The sequence below is a fragment of the Prolixibacter denitrificans genome (genome assembly GCF_003014495.1).
Taxonomy (GTDB): Bacteria; Bacteroidota; Bacteroidia; order Bacteroidales; family Prolixibacteraceae; genus Prolixibacter; species Prolixibacter denitrificans.
Genome location: NZ_PYGC01000018.1, coordinates 1 through 20,252, shown reverse-complemented (window position 1 = coordinate 20,252; position 20,252 = coordinate 1). Strand labels below are relative to the sequence as shown.

Genomic DNA, 20,252 nt, shown 5'->3' with positions numbered 1-20,252 from the left:
CGGAGAAGAACTATAAGCCAAGTCTTCATTCTCATAGGATATGAGATGCTCCTAATATCATCTATATCTATCTGACGCAGTCGGTATCAGTATTATTAAAGCTAAATAGTTGAACAGAGAACTAATATTCAAAACTTTTTTCTTTTCCTTATTTTATTTCATATATAATTGATGTGAAGTTTTCATGTATGTTTTAATTAAAACTGATTAATAATATAACCTCCGAGTTTATAAAGAAACTGTATTTTATTAATTTAGATGATTGTTAATGGTAACCAGACTTGATAATAAAAACGAATAGGATTTTGATTACTAACTAAACGCTATGACTTTACGCTTTATTATAGTAATCAGTCGGTCTGACCTCATATTGATTTTTGCGAACTGTTCGTTTTATTGTCTTAACTCTGAATTTATTCAAAATTAGATTCAAACATATGAGCAGAAAAGCACCGACCACAGCAACTCTAAGAAAACTATTTGGACTCTCTGGAAATCAATGTGCATATCCCCAATGTAACAACAGTTTAATTGAAGATGACGTAGTTATTGGAGAGATATGCCACATCGAAGCAGCGGAAGAATTAGGAACGAGATTCAATAAGAACTCTAGTGATGAGGAGAGAAGGCATTTTTCGAATCTAATTCTATTATGTCCTATTTGTCATAAGAAGATCGATGCTGATGATGGTAAATATACAGTCAATTTGCTCAAAAAATGGAAGAGGGAGCATGAACAGAGATTCACGCAAGATAATTTCCAAGTGTCTGATAAAGTGATAAAGAAATCAATTGAACGATTTATGGAACAGAATAATAAGAATGAAGGACTTGGCAGTCAGTTCAATAATCAGGGTGATGGAATCACTATTAATAGTCAAATAGGTGTTCAGAATATATTCAAGAAAGACAGTCAGGATGAACCTATTATTGAATATGGAGACGAGTATCGAAAAGTAATGGTTGAGTTTAAGAGAGAGCTTGATTTAGTTATAAAGAACTCTACACCGATTGACGAGAGGACAATTAATTACAGAAACAATGTTTTAGAGCGGAAGAAAAGTAAAGTATATTCTGTTCCAATTAAATTATTGAGATATAGAAAAGAAAATGGAAGAATTAAGTCTGAAGTAAAAAGTTATGAAAGAACACATAATTGTACAATAGACGAGATTAAAGATCAGGCGATTCTCAAAGATTTTCTTTTAAAAAATGATAAAGGGCAGACAGAGCGATTAAAAACCTTATTAGATAGTGAGGGACAAAGAGAGCCTGCAGTCGTTACTTGTGATGGTTTTTTAATAAACGGTAATAGAAGAAGAGCAGCCTTTGAGGAATTGTGGGAACATAACCACCAGGATAGCCGGTTTGCATCTATGAACGTTGTAATCTTGGACGAAAGAGTAGAATTAATCGAAATTGAAAGAATAGAAAATCGATATCAGTTACAAGATGAAGGAAAGTCTGAATATTCAGGATTAAATAGAGCGCTTTCAATAAGAGACAAGATTGAAAATGGCTATACACTAGAAGCACAATTAAAAGATGATCCTTTGTATCGAGGGAAAAATCAAAAAGAGCTTAATAAGGTTGTAAAAGAATACGTAACTAATTACCTGAATCCATTAGAATGTGTAGATGAATATTTGAGATACTTTGATAATGAAGGTTTATACGATTTAGTTTCAGAATCAATTGGAAGTTCAGAGGGGCGTTGGCAGGCTTTTATTGATTATAGTAAGTTCTATTTTAATGTTTTATGTAATGATCGGCAGAGGAGAAAAGCTCGAATTGCTAAAGAAGATATTGGTAAAATTAAAGATGTTGCATTTAAGTTGATTAGAAAAAGGGAACTTGGAGATTTAGGTTCATTGTACACCGTGATTAGGAATTTGAAAAAATATGTGTCCAATAGTGATGCTAAGAAGAACTTATTTAATATTGTCAAAGATGTTGATATTAAGATTCCTGCGGAATTAAAAATTAATACAAAATCAAAAGAGGAAATAACAAAGCGGGACGAAGATAAAGTGTGGGGTAATCATTTTAAGCATGAGATTTTAAGTAATTTACATAAAGCACACAGAGTTGTTTATTTGAAAGATGAGCATGATAGACCCTTGGATTTATTAAATCAAGCTCTGAAGAAATTGGAGCATGACAATCTTGATATAAAAAATATAACAATTGATGATATAAATGAAGCAATTGAAGTTGTTACAAGAGTGAGGGATAAAGCAGAGGAACTAAGAGCTGAAATGGATAAATATAGATTCCAATTAAAGAAATGGAATAAGTGATATGATAATTGACATCAAAGCAGGGCGAATTTTAATCAAGCGCAGTTCCGAGGAAAATATTTATCCATATATTTTATCTCAGTTTGAATTTTATGGTTTTCAATTAATAAATGCTTTTTCTTGGGAGAAGCATACTCAAAACATTGAATCAGATTTAAATGAAATTATCTCTTATATAGATCATGAAGAAATAGACTATGTCCTCACTGAAAAGTGTGTGTCAGTTTTTAGGCTTCATAAAGAGAAAGAGGATGAGTTTAACTCTGTTATTGAAAATGCTCAATTGATTAAAGATGGAGTTATAGACAAGAGAGATTTTCTTCGTTTTCTAAATTTTCTGAAGGCTCTACCAAGAAAACTCAAAGAGCATCAAATAAAAGCTGCGTTACACTTATATTTATTAAAAAATGGCGCAAATTTCTCAGTGCCGGGAAGTGGAAAAACATCAGTTGTTCTTTCAGTGTATGAAAAATTAAGGACCGATGAGGAAGTCAATGTTTTGTTTGTTGTTGGACCACCGGCAAGTTTTCAACCCTGGCAAAGTGAATTTTTAGCAACCTTAGGACGCTCTCCCAATACTACAATTCTTGCTGGCGGAAATATGCTCTCAAGGAAATCAAAGTATTATACAACACAGGATAAAGTAGCTGAATTATATTTAACTACATTTCACACAATCCTAAGAGATTATAATGAGGTAATGTTCTTTTTTAATCAACAAGGTTTGGCCCCTTATTTGGTAATAGATGAGGCTCATTATATGAAACAAATTGGTGGGTCTTGGGCTAATGCTTTACTGCAGATTGCTTCTCTTGCTAAGTATAGATGTATTCTCACAGGTACTCCAATGCCCAAAAGTTTTAAGGATGTATTTAATCTTTTTGATTTTTTGTATCCCAAAAATAACCCCCTAACAGATTCAGATAAAATCCAAATAGATATATGGGAAAATGAGAACAAGAATGATTTAGCGAAAGATTTAATACTGAAGAAGATTGGTCCACTATTTTATAGAGTCAGAAAGAAAGATTTGGGATTAAGACCACCACATTTTCATCCACCGATTGAAGTTGAAATGAATAGCAACGAAGCTCGAATTTATAACTTAATGAAATCAAAAGTTCATCAACTCTCAACAAAAGATTATTTATATAATGAGGAGATACTGAAAAGACTTTGGAAGGGAAGAATGATAAGATTAAGACAATGTATTTCATACCCTAAGCTGCTATTGAAGTCGATACATGGATATAAAGAAGACATTCTGGAACGTGAAAATGAATTACTTTGTGTTTTGCAAGATTATGATTCATTAGAGTTACCCGCCAAGCTTGAGAAGCTAATAGAATTAGTAAATAATTTACATTCAAAGAAGCAAAAAGTTGTTATTTGGTCGAATTTTGTTGGAACACTCAAGTTGATAAAAAAACAACTTGACAAAAACGGCTTGAGGAGCGAGTTAATTTATGGACATACGCCGATACAAAGTGCCTCCAAAAGTACTCTTCAAAAGGAAAAAACAAGAGAGCAGATTCGCGATGAGTTTGTTCGAATTGATAGTGGATTGAATATTTTGATTGCAAATCCTGCTGCGGCATCGGAATCAATTTCTTTACATAAAACATGTTTCCATGCTATTTATTATGATCTCTCATATAATGCGGCACAGTATCTACAATCTTTAGATAGAATACATAGAGTTGGAGGTTCTGAGACTAATATTGCCAACTACTATTTTTTACAGTATAAAAATTCTATAGATCAGGATATTAAAAGAAATCTTGAAATAAAAGCAAAAAAAATGTACAGTATTATCGAAGAAGATTTCCAAATTTACAACTTGGATATGTTTGAAGAAACATATGATGACGATATTGCTGCATATAAAAGAATATTTCATTCGAAATAAAAAATGGATATTGAAACTGGAATAATAGAAGAGAGACATAGACCGTACAAAAAAGTAAATGCTCCATTTGGATATTTTGGGTCGAAAAATAAATTGGCATTGCAATTATGTGAGGATTTACCTCCACATTATTGTTGGGTCGAGGCATTCTGTGGCTCAGCTTCGTTGACCTTGGCAAAGGAGCCGGCACCAATTGAAGTAATCAATGATATTGATAATGAAATAGTGAATTTATTTAAGCAGTTAAGGACTAATTCAGAAAGATTATGTTCTGATATTGCTTTAACTCCATATGCTAGAGAAGAATTACTAAAGGCAAGGATTGAAGATGAGAATGATGGTGAGATTGAAAGGGCGCGCAAGTTTTTAGTTCAGTCAATGATGGCAATTAATGGAGTGTTTGGAGTAGAACGCTCAGGTTTCTCCTCTTCTAACTCATATTCAAGAAATAATAAAGAAGCACGTGTCAACAGATGGTATAATTTGCCAGACAGATTAACTAAGGTCGTTGAAAGATTGAAGAATGTGAGAGTTGAAAATAGAGATGCAATTGAGTTACTGAAGAGATTTGTTAATAGGCCTGCAACACTTGTATATTTAGATCCGCCATATTTAGGAAAGAGGACTAACGGATATAATATGGACATGAATGATCGTGAATATCATTCAAGACTTCTAGATGTAGCAAATAAGGCTAAGTGTATGGTTTTTATTAGTGGGTATGATAATGAGTTGTATGATAGTGTCTTATCGAATAGAAATGGATGGCTGAAAAAGACGATAGAAACTGAAACTAAGGATTCGAAAGGCAATAGTCATGCACGGACAGAAGTGGTATGGATGAATCAACATTTTATTGAAGCCCAAATAAAAAAGGCAGTTCCGATTAATCTTACAGAAAAGGAAAGAAAGCTAAACAAACTTAATCCAGAACGAAAATAGCTATTTTCTTCTTCTCAGATTATAATCTTCAGGTCCATGGTTTCACGGCTTTACATAACCAATTCAAGGGGGTGTTTTATATAACGCAGCTTCGTGTTACCTGAAACCTTAAGTCAATAGTGGGGTTTCAGGGATTTTTCCTATTTTGTCGGACAGAGCTTTAATCATGAAAACCATCAGCAACAAAAAGTACCGGGCGGACAACCCGGACGGGCTTTCTGTTGCCAAAGAAACACTATGGAAAAAACAACGTACTCAAAAATCTACCGGGTGATTCACTGGGCCATCGGTATTTCCTTTCTGCTGCTGTTAATCACCATCTTCTTACGTTCCACCTGGCTGAGCAATCGTCATATGGCCGGTATCATCGAGAACTATTTAAAAGGAGCGGGTGTAACCCTCACACGCCGGCAAATCTTTGGGCTGGCCCACCAAATACAGGAGCCCATGTGGCAGTGGCACATCTACCTCGGCTACATCCTGACGGGACTGTTTACCATCCGTTTCACCCTGCCGCTGTTTGGTGAGATGAAGTTTCAGAATCCGCTGGGGAAAGGACTGTCGGCCAAAGAGAAACTGAAGAAATGGACCTACATCGTATTTTATGTGTTGGTGGTGGCATCGTTAACCACCGGACTGCTCATGGAGTGGGGACCCGGAAACTGGAGAAGGCCGTTGGAAGAAATTCATCAACTGTCCATCTACTACCTGCTGACGTTTATTGTCATCCATTGGGCCGGTGTGTTCATCGCCGAGTTCACCGACGAAAAGGGAATTGTGTCCCGGATTGTTAGCGGTGTGAAGAAGGAGTAGGAAAAGCGAAGGCGAAGGCAAAGGCAAAAGTAAAAAGTCGAAGATGAGTCCCGGTAGCTATTGTGGAGAATCGTGGGTGATATGAAATTCCGATCGTAGCGTCGGGGACGAAAGTATTTCCAGGTCAGTGCGCGGCCACGATATATCGTGGCCCTACCAGGTCGATAACGGATTGAAGGGCAGCAATCACCTATTCAGAGATTTGCTTTGTGCACGTTGTGTTTTCCTTTGTGTCCCTCACGGTTAAGGTTTTTCACCACTAAGGACGCTAAGTTTTACACAGAGGACACAAGGAAATCCTTCATCGAAGCCGAACAACAGGAACAATAGCAACCTCGAAGCGCAACCTGAAATCTTCCACTCCAACAGATAGGTTTTTATTTCATGCTTATCGGTCCGAAAAATCATAAGCATGAAATTGGAAAAACATAAGCATGATTTTAAAAATGATGCGCATGAAATTCTAAAATCATAGGCATAAAATTGTCGGGCGGTAAAAGCCTGATATTGAGTATTCCCAAATCAAACTCGCTTTCATGACAAACCACGTGTGGTTTTTGGAAATCGTCTTGTAAACGATATATAATGACTTTTCCCGGGAACCCGAAATATACAGTAATGAATTTGATCTACTCACCCCAATCCCGCTCTGACACAAAGAGGGGCTTCGGTCGGTGCATAGGCCAATGGCCTGGAGCAAAGAGCCAACGATAGAAGTGTTAGGAACAATGGCAACCATAGTAACCTCGAAGCCTAACCTGAAACTTGTAACTCTTTAACTATAAGTAACAACAGAAACTGCAGTAACGACAGAAACCTTTTTAACCCCTAACCCTTTTCCGATAGTTTAATCCTTCTTAACGCCATTTAACGAACAGACGGCTGAACACTAGTGTTTATGGAGTGAAGTTTGCTACTATTTAGCATGACACTGATAAAACAGTAAACCTAAAGAAGGAGGACGCAGCGATGATGAACAAAGGCTTATTCAATCCGCTACAACCTGCCTCTGACCATTTTCTAACGCATCCGGTTTTTCATATTTTCGAGCGTCTCTACTGGCACGTCGATACGCCGCCGCCACGCGGTTAATCCCGTAACATGTCAACCTCATCCCGACAGGCTAATATGTTCCGTTCTCCCGGGCGGAAATCCGGGCATCGAAGAGAAACAGAAGACGTCGTTCGACAAATACCAGAAATGTCAAACTTAAAAACCGTGTAGTTATGATGCGATTCATGTTAGTCGCTGTCTTGCTGACAATTGGACTTGCCAGCTGCAACGGACAGGAGCGAAAGAAAACAGTAATGAAAGATCAGGATAAACCTCAGACCGATATTAAAGTGACCAAGAAGTACGATAAAAACGGTAACCTGGTCAAATACGATTCCCTTTACTCATCTTACTATTCCAACTTCCAGAACGATTCGATTATGCGCGACAGTGCAGTGGCCCAGTTCAAACGCTATTTCAAAGGCAGGTACAAGTTCTCGGAAGAGCCGTTCTTCAACGATCTGTTCTTCCAGGATTCACTGCTGAAGTACGACTTTTACCGGAAAGACTTTTTCTCGAAACGGTTTGCCAATAACATGGATAAGATGGACAAACTGTTTGAACAGATGGACTCCCTGAAGAACCAGTATTTCCTGGAGCAGGCAAAACCACAGGTCCCGAAGAAATAATTTCGCTTGAGGGATGACAGGCAGCCAATAGCAGAAAAGGTGTGCAACAGGACAGCAATCCTGGTAAAAAGGTGCCGGTGTCGGTTCAGCGGTGCAACACACCCTGCTATTGGTGTGTGTGTTTTTTTGCTAATTGCCTTTCGGCAGAAAGAGTATCAGCTGCGTTTCCGCCATTCCACTTCAGCTTTGAATAGCGCTTTCGCGGAAGCGGTCTCTACAGCCTGTACCCGGGCATCGGTGCCGTTATGCTCGATTTGCATCTCCATCTCATCACCCCAACGTACTTCCGATAGGAATTCAAGTGAGAAAGCGCTGAGAGCATTTTGCTCGTAATGCTCGCGGTCGAAACAATCGGTCACCCAATCGAGGTAGCGGGTGTTGTTGACGTGCATGTTCATGTCGATTTCGTCGTAACGAATCACTTTCCGGAACGCGGGCTCGGGATTTTCGAGTGAAATCCGGTCGGGCAGGGAACCTTCGAGTGCGAATTTTCCGGCATTATCGGGTATTTCCACACCCAGAGCGGCCATTCGTTGCGGACGCATGGTTTTCGCGTTCACCAGCAACCAACCCGACGCACCTCGCACGATTTCATTGTCCTGCTCGTCGTACATGAGGAAGTCGCGGCGGAAGAACAACCGTTCGACTCCCACGGGCCAGGTCTCGATGCGAATGGTTTCGCCCCATTTGGGCATGCGTTCAATTTCAATGCGGATGCGCGACAGGGCCCAGAACAATTCACGTTCCATGAGGGTGTCGTAACCGGCTCCCAGGCTCTCGGCATGGTTGCCGGCCGCTTCCTGGAAATATTGTTGTAAAACGGAAGGTTTTAACTCCTGTTGAAAATCAAGATGATAGGAGGCTATCTTAAAGGATTCTTCCCAGACTTTTTTCATCGATAAACGTTTTGTTGGCGCCGCTGCCGGGTAATGGCACACGACGGAATGAATTGGCAAAGATAACAAAACCGGATGGTTTCAGGTTTAAAAAGTTTCAGGTTACAGGTTGGGAAGAGTTTCTGTTGTTCCTATTGTTCCTGTTGTTTCTATGGTTAAAGGATTTCATGTTACAGGTCTCAGGTTGTGCTTAGGGGTTTCTGTAGTTAGAAGAGTTTTTAGTTTCCGAATTGAGATACCAGAGGAAAGACTTTAGACTGAATACGGTCAAAGTTGTTCCGGGGCTGTAGGGCCACGATAAATCGTGGCCGCGCTGTGACCTTTTTTAGGTTCGGTTGCGCTGTTTCAGGTTAACAAAGTCATGAAGGATAACAAAGAAAAGACGCAGTGCATCTTTAGTCAAAATGCGCTGCGTCCAATACTCAATGTATTAAAAGATAAATCCTTTTTAGCGAGCCCAGTGTAACACCATCGTTTCTTCCGGTTCGAGGAGAACATGGGAACAGTCGACCGGTTTGCCCGATTTGTCGTTGAACAGAACGTTCGGTTGGAAGCCATCCGGTACCTGAAATGCTACCGTCTTTTCCTTTCCCGATTTATTCACCAAAACGGTGATGTAATCATCGCCCGACTGCAGGGTTTTCATCAGAATGTTTTGCTGCTGTTCCGCAAAGCGGAAGGGAACGCTTACTGATTTTGTTTCATCGGTGACAAACGACGCCAATGCATGGTCATCGTTCAGCCACGAGCCCATTCCGATGAGTGAAGGGACCCATACCACTTCGCCTTTACCGGTTGGTTTCCGTACGGCAATCACCTGGTCACCATACAAGCCAATTGGCTCGCCCGACGTTTGATGAATGGTTGATAACCAGAGGTGAGCCGGTAGCGTAAGTGATTGATCCGTGAGTTCCAAATTGAAACGTTCGGCCGTGGTTTTTACCTCCTTCAGGCATCCGCCGAAAAGATCCTCCAACGGAAAGCCGGTCTTCATGATGTTGTGCATATTCTCATCGAAGAAGCCGGTCAGGCCGCTCACGATGAGTTTCCCGCCACGTTCCACGAAGCGTGTCAGTCCGTCCCAGTAACGCGAGGGCAGCGATATCTGATGAGCCAGGATGATCACTTTGCCCGAGTAATCGGATTCGTTCCAGTTGTATTCGCCCATCTCCGAGAAGTCGCAGGTCAGGCCCGATTCGCTCAGTACCTGGTAATAGGCCAGCGCCGATTTCATTACCGCACCGGTTATCCGCCCCTCGACTCCTTCAGTAGGCGCACCCGGCAGCTGACTCTCTTTCTCCATCCACAACGATTCGTGGTTATACATCACGGTAATTCCGGAAGGAACCGGACGGGCAGCAGCAAACAGACTGGCATGGTCAGCTACGGCCTTTTGAACATCTCCGGCAGCGATTAACCGGTCGGTGGGTTGGTTCTGGAAATCAATCATGGCCCATTCTCCGGCCTCCGCACCCGTGGCCCTGGGATTCAGACACCAGAAGATGATGCCCTGCGCACCGCTCCCGATACTGGTCCACAGCCATTGGTCAATTTCCTCCCGGGTGGGACAGAAGGGATGAAATCCGCTGTAGGTATTATTGCCTCCCTGCAGCTCGGTGACCCAGAAAGGAATGTTCCCGGCACCCGAACGGATGATATCACAGTTGGCCGACATCGCCAACGCATATTGCTGACGGGTAAAATAACCGAAATGCCAGCTGGGATGTGCGGACGCACCCAATGTCGTGAGGAACTTCCGCCAGGCTGGGAAATCATATTCCGCCACATTGACGAATATCTGGTGATTATTGACATGCAAAGGCCGTTTCGGGTCAATAGCTTGAATCTCTTTGGCAATCCAGTCGAGAAACCACGTGTTATAGTAGAGCAAAAAGCGTTGGTCATCGAACGTGACGCGGGCATAGCCTTTGCTTTTGTAGGCAGGTTCAGTTTGCTGAGCTTTCCATTCCGCAAACTTCTTCCGTGTAAACGCATTGTCGGGTGCTTGTCCGCCCACGCCCGGCTCATTGATGAGCACCCAGCCGTAAAGAGACGGAAATGATTTGAAATGCGTTACCATTTGCCGGATGTATTCCTGAATCTCTGCAAGATGTGTTTCACTTTCGGGAAACTTGACACCACCAACGGTATTGGTCGCCGGGAATAGCGTGGCATAAATCTTTACATGATGTTTTTCGGCGGCCCGGAAGGCGTCGTCGTACAGCGAGAAGTCCCAGGTTCCGTCCGGACGGTGCATATGCGTCTCAAACATCCGGATGCGGCAGAAGTGCATGTCCTGGTCTTCCAGAATACGGAACCAGGTATCCACTTCTTCAGGGGTTTGTCCCGGTTCGATGATGACCTGTGCCCCGATGGCCGGGAAAACATCGTTGGCAGCCTGTGAATTTCCAATCATCATAAACGCCATTATCAGTGTGGGTAATAAGAATCGTTTCATGGTTTAGTGGTGTTTCGTTAGCAGGTGAAAGTTAGGGAAAAATTCAGCCGGGAGGGGGACAATTGGAATTGAATAAAAACGAATATGTTTATTGAAGCCTAACAACAGAAACAACAAAAAAGAAAGAAACAATAGTAATCGCGACGCTTAACTTGAAACCTGGTTACTGCCCGGCCACGATATATCGTGGCCCTACCAGGCCGATATCAAAAAGCACAGAAAAGAAATTCTCCATCGAAGCTAAACAACAGAAACCGGAAAACCTAACCTGTACCCTGAAACTCTCTAACCTGAAACCTATTTCTCCTTTTCTTTATGCGTCAGCTCAAGAGCCCTGGTAAAACATTCAACAACGGAAGCGTTACCACAAAGAATATGGGCGTCGACGCCAAAAAATAATACCATTTGCTGATAAACGTGCTGCGATTCGCATACTCTTACTCCTCCCCGGATGGGGAGGCTGGGAGGGGCAGGAAATCAGAGAAACTTATTTTGAAGCGAAACAACAGAAACAACCTCAAACTTTCCCCTCCGGGTTGCGAGGCGGCCACGATGTATCGTGGCCCTACCTGGTCGCTACCGAATGAACCGGAGGAGAACAACAGGAACCGCGAAGCAAAATCTAAAACTTCTTAAAACCTAACACTTAACGCTCTTTTTAACCTGAAACTTATTTTTGCTTATGCGTCAGACTCAGCAACCCCGGCAAAACAATCAACAACAACGGAAGGGCTACGATAAAGCCACCAACTACAGCGATGGCCAGTGGTTGGTGCAGCTGTGCACCGGTACCGATTCCCAATGCCAAAGGCGCCAGGGCGGTGATGGCACAAAGAGCCGTCATGAGGTTAGGGCGCAACCGGACACTGATGGCATGAGTAATGGATTCATGCACCTTACCGGTATCCTTAAAGGCGCGCTTGAACAGCATATAGGTGAAAATGGCATTCTCACCAATGATCCCCACAATCATGATAAGGCCCGTATAACTTCCGACATTAAGCGGCGTATGCGTCAGGTAGAGTGCCAGGAAACCTCCGGATAATCCAAGCACCGAAATGAGCAGAATGATGAGGGGGGCCTTCAGTTCCCGGAACATGAACAGAATAACGCCGAATACCAGCATGCTGACAATAATCAGAATCGTCAGCAACTCCTTGAATGATTGTTGCTGCTGAATGTAAGCGCCTCCATATTCAATGTTGTAACCATGGGGAATGACTAAATTGGATTGAATGGTCGCTTTGATGTCGCTCATGACACTACCCAGGTCGCGACCAGCCAGACGAGCTGTCACACCGTACATGTTTTGCAGGTTTTCGCGCTCAATCTCCGATTCACCCGTGTGAAATTTAATTTTAGCGACGCGTGAGAGCGGAATAAGCTGACCACCCGGCATAAATACCTTGAGATTCCTCAATCGGGTCAGGTCAACATTGGTGCTATCGTGATCGATGATGCGGATGTTCGAGATATAGTTTCCGTTAAAAATGTCGCCGACTACGTTTCCCTCCACAGCAGCCTGCATTTGGTACTGGAGGTCATCGGCTGTGATGCCGTAGCGGGCCATGGCTATGTAGTTGGGCACAACCGAAATGGATGGGCCGGCAATGACGATACCATCGAACACATCAGCGGTACCCTTCACCTTCGATACCAGCGTATCGACTCGTTGCGCGAGTGTCCGTAACTTTTGATCATCGCTTCCGAATATCTTAATGACAATGGGCTGAACAGAAGTGGTCAGGTCCCCCAGCATGTCCCCAATAACCTGTCCGTAGTCGGTGGTCAGTCCGGGTACTTTGGCATCCACTTTTTGGCGGATATCATTGATCACTTCTTCCGTGGTTCTTTTCCGGCGGTCTTTCAGCTCGATCAGGTAATCGCCCCGGTTGGGTTCGGTGATGAAGAAGCCCATTTGTGCTCCGGTACGCCGGGAGTAGGCTTTTACTTCCGGCACTGCCGTGATAATCTTGTCTACCTCCTGCAACATTTTATTGGTAGCATCCAATGAGGCGCCGGGAGGTGAATTATAGTCGAGTACGATACTTCCTTCGTCCATTTGCGGAAGGAAACCGGTTTCCAGTCGCGGGTAAATCCAGACAATAGCGCCGAGCAGTAACACCACAATCAGCAAGTTGATGTAAGCCCGGTGAGTGAAAAACTTTACCCAGGTTTGCTGTTTCAATACATGGGCTTCTTGTTGGGCCGCTTTCTTTTTGGGTTTACCCGAAAGCAGCAGATAAACCACGGGCAAGCCCAGCCACGTCACCAGGAACGAACAGATGAGCGTAATCATCATGGTGTTGGTCATGATGTGGAAGTAGGCACCCGCTACACCCGACATCAGGCCGAAAGGCATGAAAATAACGATGGTGCTGAGCGATGAGCCCACCATGGCCGGAAATAGGTACCGGATGGCTTTGCCGACCAGTTCACGGGAATGAACGTCGGGATGTTCCTCGTGTGTCCGGTGAATTTGTTCGATGACGACGACAGCATCATCGATGATGAGTCCCATGGCTGCCACCAGCGCTCCCAGCGTCATGATATTAAAGGTGTATCCCAGCGTATAGAGGACCGTCAGCGTAGCCCCCAGCGTAATGGGAATGACGATGAGGATGGTACTTCCGGCTTTCGCCGAACGCAGGAAAATGAGTGCTACGACAATGGCCAGTACCAGTCCAATCCAAAACGCATCCATCACACTCCGGATGGAGCTGTTGACGAAATCAGCCTGGACGTAATACGGTTTGATGGTCACATCTTTTGGAAGTGAATTCCGCAGTTGTGCCAATTTCTTTTGCACGGCATCGGTGGTCGAAATCAGGTTGGCACCCGGTTGTTTCACGATATTCACCAGCACGCCTTCTCTTCCGTTGGCATTGACCTTAATATATTCGGTAGCCTTCTCAATCTTGATCTGCCCCAAATCTTTCAGGAGAATAACGCGGTTGCCGTCATTCTTCACCACCATGTTTTCCACGTCCGATTTATCGTGCATCGATGCGTCCGTCACACTGAGATACAGTCGCCGGTAGTCAGGGAGAAAACCGTTGGAGCGGATGAAACCAGTAGCCGCGAAGCGACTCTTTAACGTCGCCAACGTGATTCCGAGGCTGCTCATCTTCTGCCTGTTGGGAATGAAGCGGTACTCCTTCTGTTTCCCGCCAAGGATTGCTACCGAAGCCACACCATCAGCCTGCGAGAGAAAAGGCTTCACCTGGTAGGTGGCCATGTATTTCAAATCGATGAGCGAACGGCTTTTGCTTTCCAGCGAGTAACCAATGACGGGCAGGATGGAAGGCGTCATTTTTTCCACCGTGATGCTGATATTACTGGGAAGCTGATCCCGAATCTGGTTGATGCGCGATTGTATTTGCAACTGACTTAAACTGACGTCCGAGTTCCAGTCCAGAAACGCCGATATCTCGCAACTGCCCCGGCTGGTAGTGCTGCGAATCATCTTCAGACCGGGGACCTGTTTAATGGCATTTTCCATTGGACGCGTCACCGTCACCATCATCCGGTTGGCGGGTTGCAGTCCGGCATCAGCAATCACCTTTACTTTTGGGAATGTTACTTCCGGGAAAAGGGAAACCTGAAGTTTGGAGTAAAAATAGACACCTCCCAGCAGAACAACAGCCAGGAAAAAGGTGACCGGTTTTTTAAATGCAGTATAAAAGTCTTTGATGTTCATCGATAGAAAAAGTTTCGTGATTAGCGAATCACTTTTACATTCAGCGTGTCAGGGACACCGTAATTGCCGGTCGTCAGGATTTCATCGGATGGCTGGAACTGCGGAGCGAGGATCTCCACGCTATCAGCTGTCTGGATGCCGGTCGTTACCGGAACTTTAACGGCCGTTTCCTTTCCGTGCATCTTCATCACCCAGAAATGGTTTTCTGTTTCATTGGCCAAAACGGCGGCTTTCGGAAGAATTTGGGTATTCGCTTTTTCCTGTTGTACTAAGGATACTTTGGCGATAAGGCCTTCCGGAACAACGCCGGCTTTATCTACGCGGATAATCACCTGGCGGGTCTGCGCGGCCTGGTCGACTGACGGCAATGTTTCCGTCACCACTCCGCTGAGCTTTCTTCCATCGGGTAGTTGCACGGGAAGCGATTCTCCGCGACGAATAATCGATGGCCATTCCACCGGTATATTCAGAATGAAGACCATACTGTTCCGGTCGTTGATGGTTGCCAGCGGTTCTCCTTCCGGGACAAAGTCGCCGGTTTGGTGACTGATGGCTGCCACGTAGCCCGATACGCTGGCGCGGATGGTCATCCTTCCCGACAAGCCGAGTTTCCGGTTCAGACTATCCAGGCTGTTGCCCAGTGCTCTTGATTCTTTCGTTTCGATGACGAAAACCGGGTCACCTTTCCGGACCATTTGCCCCGGTTCGGCAAACGACTTCACGACGTATCCGGTGACCGGTGATTTCAGTACATGCTGTCGACGGAAGACGGCTGTAGCATTGAGTTGTACGGTTTGTTGGACGGTCCCTTGCCTGACATGGGTTACCTGAACCTCGGGCAGCGGAGCCGACGGGTCGGCAGTTGAAGCTGATTTCTTTTGACTGCACCCGCTGAAAGTTAAAGCCGTAAGCACAATGGCTCCGGCCATCAAATAGCGTTGAGTTAACAATGAAAAACGGATACTATTTCTTTTCATGAATGGCATACCTGACAAATTCGTTTGTATATCGTTTTTCCGGAACGGTTATTCCGTCCAGTAATTGATTTCGTTGATGATGAGCCACCGCTTTACCCGGATGAGGCTCTGTTCGTTCTTCAAATCGATGAAGTTCTGGATGACCATGAAATACTGAGGAATGGAAACGGTTCCCTGCGCCACCAGTTTTCGGTTGGCGCGAATGAGCTGGTTCACCATTTTCAATTGATCATTCACATCGGTTTGCTGGCTTTCCATTTGGCCGAGCTGCCGGAACAGTTCATTGATTTGCTGATTGTATTGGTGTTGGAAATAACTGCGCTGTGCCGCCAAATCTTCCTGTTGCAGTATCAGTTGTTGCTGTTTCAACTCTTTTTGATGGCCATCGTAGATGGGAATGGAGAGGCTCAGTCCGGCACCGCCGCCGAAATTGGTTCCGGGCGTTTTTTCAAAGGAAGACATGTAGCCGGCGTCTGCATGCAATTTCAGTTTGGGCTGATACTGTTGCTTGTTAATTTCCTGCTGATTCAGCAACCGAAGACTGTCGAGTTGATATTGTTTCAGAAACGCGGTGGGAGACGTCATTTGCGAGCCTTCGGCAATCATTTGCGGCGCTGGCAGTGCCACGACACCTGAATCGGTGATGCCACACAAATTCCGCAATTGCGACAAGTCGTTCAGCAGTTGCGTCCGGGCCTGGGTTACCAGCAAGGCCTGCTTTCGCACGTTGGTGAGGAAGGCGAGGTAATCGGTTTGCTGATACACGTTGGCGCGGGTGAGCTGAAGTAGCACATTTGATTCGTTCTTCAGCGTGTCTAACACCTCACGGTTGTAACGGTACTGCAGTTGGTCGCCATAAGTGACCAGGTATTGCCGGGTGACGTTCCGTTTGATCTGTTTTCGCGTTAGCTGAAGCGAATTGAGCGCTTTCTTCCGGTTGAGGGAAGCTGCGTTCAACTGTGGTTTCATCTGGTTCTGGAACGGGATGGCCTGATCGAAGTTCACCACCGATCCCAGCATTCCTTTGTTCGAAATGGCTACGTCGTACCCCCACTTTCCATTGGTGGGATAGTAGCTGGCGTCGCCCTGAAAGCCAATTTGGGGACCAAACTGTGAGCGCACCAACGCACTGTCGATACCTGCCGACTTCACTGCGTTCTTGCCGCTCTTCAGCAACGGATTATTCGCGTATGCGAAGTTCAGGTAATCGTTCAGCGAAGGCTGTGCCTGCACTATTCCGGTTCCGATACAAAACCATAAAAAAAGTAAACTCCAACTTTTCAATTTCGTCATGTTTATTATCTGTTCATCCGGCCGTAACCGGAACATCAGTCAACATCTTCTTCCTCACTTTTCAACAACTCTTTCTTCAACAGTTGGCCGTTGGGCGCAAAAAGCAGTTCTACCCGGGCTTCTTTATTTTTTACCACCATTTCATAAGCAACGGCATATTCCGGTGAGCATAGCTTCTCCGGCGATTGAATCACAAAATCGGCAAAACCTTCGGTTAATGCCTCCTGAACCGCTAACGGCAACTGCTCGGCTGTTATATTTTGTTCGGTCTCTTTCCAGTTTCCCTTTTCATCGAAGGTGGCTGAAGTTTTATGGCCCTGCCATTGAAATTCCGCTTCAAATTCGTGCTTGTTTTCGTGCGACCAGCTTACCTGAGTCGCTTCGGGGAACATTTTGCCCAGGTTCGATTTGGCTGCCTTCGGTACCTGCACGCTGCAAGCCGATATTCCTGTAAGGAGAAGAAGAACAATGATGTAGAGTAATACGCTATTCTTCATTTGATTTTTTGTTTTGACTTCGATACGAAGGCAATGTTACCATTCAAATCTGAACAGAATCTGAAGTTAGAACAGAACAGAGAGGATATGGTTGTTGTCCGTGTAATTGTAAGTCACCGTCATGCCGCTTACCGAGCCAATTTCTTTCACGATGGCTAAGCCTAAACCTGTGTTTCCGGTCTCGCCTCCGGTCTGAAACCGCTCAAACATTTTCTCAGCGGGTAGCGACGGTTCTTTGCCGCTGTTGCTGATTTGTAATTTATGTTCTTCTAACCGAATCTGAATCTTACCGCCGTTAATGTTGTGCCGAACGGCGTTACCCATGAGGTTGGACAAAAGGATATGCGCTAAATCGGGATCGATATTCCAGACCGCTTCTGCTGCATAGGTTTTCTCAACCGTTAACTTCTTCGATGTGATGAAATCTTCCAGCTGTTCCAGTAGTTCGTCGAGTATAATGCTGACCTTTAATGGTTGATTCTGATTGAATTGCCGGTTTTCAATCCGCGTAAGTGTTACCATACTCCGGTTGGTTTGGGACAAACGGCGTGCATTCCGGTAAGCCGACTGTACCAGCTTTGACTGTTCGGGAGACAGGTCTTTCGATTGCAACAACATTTCGAGTTTGGACAAGATGATGGCCAGCGGTGTTTGAATTTCGTGCGAGGCATTTTCGGTAAACGACTTCAGGGCCTGGTAATCCGATCGCACTTTGTTGGTGAGTTCGGTGATGGCATTCTCCAGTTCCCGGAATTCCAGTATGTCGGTGCCGGAAGGTTGCGGCTGTGTACTTCCCGAGAGGCGGAACTGTTTCAAATGTCCCAGTGTGTGATAAAAGGGAGCCCACAACCGCTTCGACATGAAATAGTTCATGAGCAACAGCGCCGCCAAAAGCAACAGTAATACCAGGCCGATAGAGCTACTGATAGCGATGACCATGTCGCGGTTTTCGACCAGCAGGCTGCGGATAATGATTTCGTATGGAATACCGTTGATGGTTGTACGGGCTGTCAGCTGACGGTACGATTCTTTGTCTCCTTCAATGGGATCGGGGAGACGAACGGTTTGAATCTTCACCGACTTCTTTTTTACAGAGGACTCTAAGCGATGAATTATCAAAAGCGGAGGAGCGTCGCTAACGGCAACCCCTTGTTTCAGTTTTAGCTCAATAGTCATTTGCATCGCCGTCAGGTTCTCGTCCACCTCTTCGTTTTCAATCCCGTTAATCATGCGGAAAAGGGCAAATCCGGCCAGCACGAAAAAGAGGGTCGTCAGCAGCAGTTGATATCCGATGGTTTTGCGCAACAGTTTCATTGAAAAGATTTTTGTCGTTCTATTCGTCGCTCCATTTGTAGCCCATGCCGTACACCGTCCGGATGTAATCATTGGCTCCGGCATCGGTCAGTTTACGGCGGAGGTTTTTGATGTGTGTATAGATGAAGTCGAAATTCCCGGCCATTTCCATGTAATCGCCCCACAAATGTTCGGCAATGGCCTCCTTCGTCATCACCCGGTTTTGGTTGGTGACGAAATACTGCAACAAGGCAAACTCTTTGCGGGTCAGTTCCGGTTGTTGTTCATTGATTCGGGCTGTTCCCGATTCAGGGTCGATACTGATTTCGTGGTAACGGATTTCTGTTTTTCCACCAAATAACCGACGGCGACCTAATGCTTTTACCCGGGCATTCACTTCAGCCAGGTGAAACGGTTTGGTCAGGTAATCGTCGGCACCTAAATCAAGGCCCTTGAGTTTGTCGTCCAGCGAATCCCGGGCTGAAATGATCAGTACACCGGGAGGTGGCTCGTGCTCTCTCATTTGGTGCAACAGCTGCAAACCGTTCCCGTCAGGCAAATTTATGTCGAGTAAAACGATGTCGTAATGGAAGGCTGCCAGCTTGTCTTCTGCCGTAAAGTAGTCATAAGCCGATTCACAGATGTTTCCTTCGGCTGCCAGATAGGCAACCAGATCGTCAGCCAATGATTGTTCATCTTCCACTATTAGTATTTTCATCTCTGAAAAACAGTTTTAAAGTTACCCGAATGGTAAAAGTAGGCAGAATCGGGTTTTAAAGTGACATATTATTAGCAGTTTCTCCAATATTATTAAGCCTATCACCGCGGCTGGAGTCGTTAACTTGTTTTAGCAATCAGCTTTCTAAAACGTCATCGCCATGGAAACGCCACCGCCTTTTTGATACAATGTTGGGGCAAACACCAGGTTCCGCTTCTTTCCCCAGCGGTGCTGATGCGTCAGATAAACGAACTCCACCGAGAGAATTCCCACGCCTGCGCCGGCCAGCACATCCGAAATCCAGTGTTTGTTGTTCATCATGCGCAGCACCCCCACGCCGGTAGCCGTCGCATACCCGGCCACACTAATCCAGGGCGAAATATGCCCGTACTCCTTGGCCAGGAAGGTAGCCGACAGGAACGCCTGCGCCGTATGCCCCGACGGAAACGAGGTGAACACCCCGCCATAGGGCCGCTCCACCCGCGTAGCATGCTTGATGCCATACACCACCACCGACATCAGCAGTTCGGCTTTGGTAAAAAGCAGACTTTGGTTCAGAAAATCGTTGCGTCCTTTTACGCCCATCGCTCCCAGTCCCAACGTCACAACCGCCGGTGCAAACTGCAGGTAATTGTCGGCCGAGGTGTGAAAAGTCGGGTTCCACCCATGCATCGTATCATGAATGCGGTATTTGCTAAGGACTGTTTGCTTTGGAACTGTCATGGTAACCAGTCCGGCGGCTATCAGGCTGGTAGGAAGAATGGCTTTCTTCAG

14 protein-coding genes are annotated in these 20,252 nt (G+C 44.9%); 5 read left to right on the top strand and 9 right to left on the bottom strand.

From position 1 onward, the window contains the following. The first annotated feature begins 437 nt into the window (after nucleotides 1–437). The 5 genes from CLV93_RS19485 to CLV93_RS19465 all read left to right on the top strand — a co-directional run bounded on the left by CLV93_RS19485 (nucleotide 438) and on the right by CLV93_RS19465 (nucleotide 7,646). Nucleotides 438–2,300, top strand: a complete 1,863-nt coding sequence (locus CLV93_RS19485; protein ID WP_106543910.1) for a hypothetical protein — start codon at nucleotides 438–440, stop codon at nucleotides 2,298–2,300. 1 nt (nucleotide 2,301) lies between these two features. Next, a complete protein-coding gene (locus CLV93_RS19480) occupies nucleotides 2,302–4,209 on the top strand; it encodes an SNF2-related protein (RefSeq protein WP_106543909.1) in 1,908 nt (635 codons plus the stop codon). Nucleotides 4,210–4,212: 3 nt separating this feature from the next. Continuing rightward, nucleotides 4,213–5,151 (top strand): DNA adenine methylase, encoded by a 939-nt coding sequence (locus CLV93_RS19475; RefSeq protein ID WP_106543908.1) that lies wholly within the window; start codon nucleotides 4,213–4,215, stop codon nucleotides 5,149–5,151. Between the two features lie 237 nt (nucleotides 5,152–5,388). After that, a complete protein-coding gene (locus CLV93_RS19470) occupies nucleotides 5,389–5,964 on the top strand; it encodes a cytochrome b/b6 domain-containing protein (RefSeq protein WP_106543907.1) in 576 nt (191 codons plus the stop codon). A gap of 1,226 nt (nucleotides 5,965–7,190) precedes the next feature. After that, nucleotides 7,191–7,646, top strand: coding sequence for a hypothetical protein (locus CLV93_RS19465; RefSeq protein ID WP_106543906.1), 456 nt, complete (start codon nucleotides 7,191–7,193; stop codon nucleotides 7,644–7,646). 155 nt (nucleotides 7,647–7,801) lie between these two features. On the opposite strand, the gene CLV93_RS19460 is transcribed toward CLV93_RS19465, so the two are convergent. From CLV93_RS19460 to CLV93_RS19420, 9 genes are all read right to left on the bottom strand, one after another. Continuing rightward, on the bottom strand, nucleotides 7,802–8,542 hold the full coding sequence (locus CLV93_RS19460) for an acyl-[acyl-carrier-protein] thioesterase (RefSeq protein ID WP_106543905.1): 741 nt from the start codon (nucleotides 8,540–8,542) through the stop codon (nucleotides 7,802–7,804). Nucleotides 8,543–8,990: 448 nt separating this feature from the next. Beyond that, nucleotides 8,991–11,000: a beta-galactosidase trimerization domain-containing protein gene (locus tag CLV93_RS19455; RefSeq protein ID WP_106543904.1), complete on the bottom strand. Its 2,010-nt coding sequence runs from the start codon at nucleotides 10,998–11,000 to the stop codon at nucleotides 8,991–8,993. A gap of 670 nt (nucleotides 11,001–11,670) precedes the next feature. Beyond that, nucleotides 11,671–14,700 carry an efflux RND transporter permease subunit gene (locus CLV93_RS19450; RefSeq protein ID WP_106543903.1) on the bottom strand — a complete coding sequence of 1,010 codons (3,030 nt, stop codon included), beginning with the start codon at nucleotides 14,698–14,700 and terminating at the stop codon, nucleotides 11,671–11,673. A 20-nt stretch (nucleotides 14,701–14,720) separates the two neighbouring features. Next, the gene (locus CLV93_RS19445) at nucleotides 14,721–15,686 is read right to left on the bottom strand and encodes an efflux RND transporter periplasmic adaptor subunit (RefSeq protein ID WP_106543902.1); all 966 of its coding nucleotides are present in this window, start codon (nucleotides 15,684–15,686) and stop codon (nucleotides 14,721–14,723) included. 39 nt (nucleotides 15,687–15,725) lie between these two features. After that, on the bottom strand, nucleotides 15,726–16,970 hold the full coding sequence (locus CLV93_RS19440; RefSeq protein ID WP_170109006.1) for a TolC family protein: 1,245 nt from the start codon (nucleotides 16,968–16,970) through the stop codon (nucleotides 15,726–15,728). A 35-nt stretch (nucleotides 16,971–17,005) separates the two neighbouring features. Further along, nucleotides 17,006–17,467, bottom strand: a complete 462-nt coding sequence (locus CLV93_RS19435; RefSeq protein ID WP_106543900.1) for a PepSY-like domain-containing protein — start codon at nucleotides 17,465–17,467, stop codon at nucleotides 17,006–17,008. 66 nt (nucleotides 17,468–17,533) lie between these two features. Beyond that, the gene (locus tag CLV93_RS19430; protein WP_170109005.1) at nucleotides 17,534–18,781 is read right to left on the bottom strand and encodes a sensor histidine kinase; all 1,248 of its coding nucleotides are present in this window, start codon (nucleotides 18,779–18,781) and stop codon (nucleotides 17,534–17,536) included. Nucleotides 18,782–18,800: 19 nt separating this feature from the next. After that, nucleotides 18,801–19,478: a response regulator transcription factor gene (locus CLV93_RS19425; protein ID WP_106543898.1), complete on the bottom strand. Its 678-nt coding sequence runs from the start codon at nucleotides 19,476–19,478 to the stop codon at nucleotides 18,801–18,803. 144 nt (nucleotides 19,479–19,622) lie between these two features. After that, nucleotides 19,623–20,252, bottom strand: a 630-nt coding sequence (locus CLV93_RS19420; RefSeq protein ID WP_106543897.1) for a phosphatase PAP2 family protein, incomplete at its 5' end; no start/stop codon positions are given.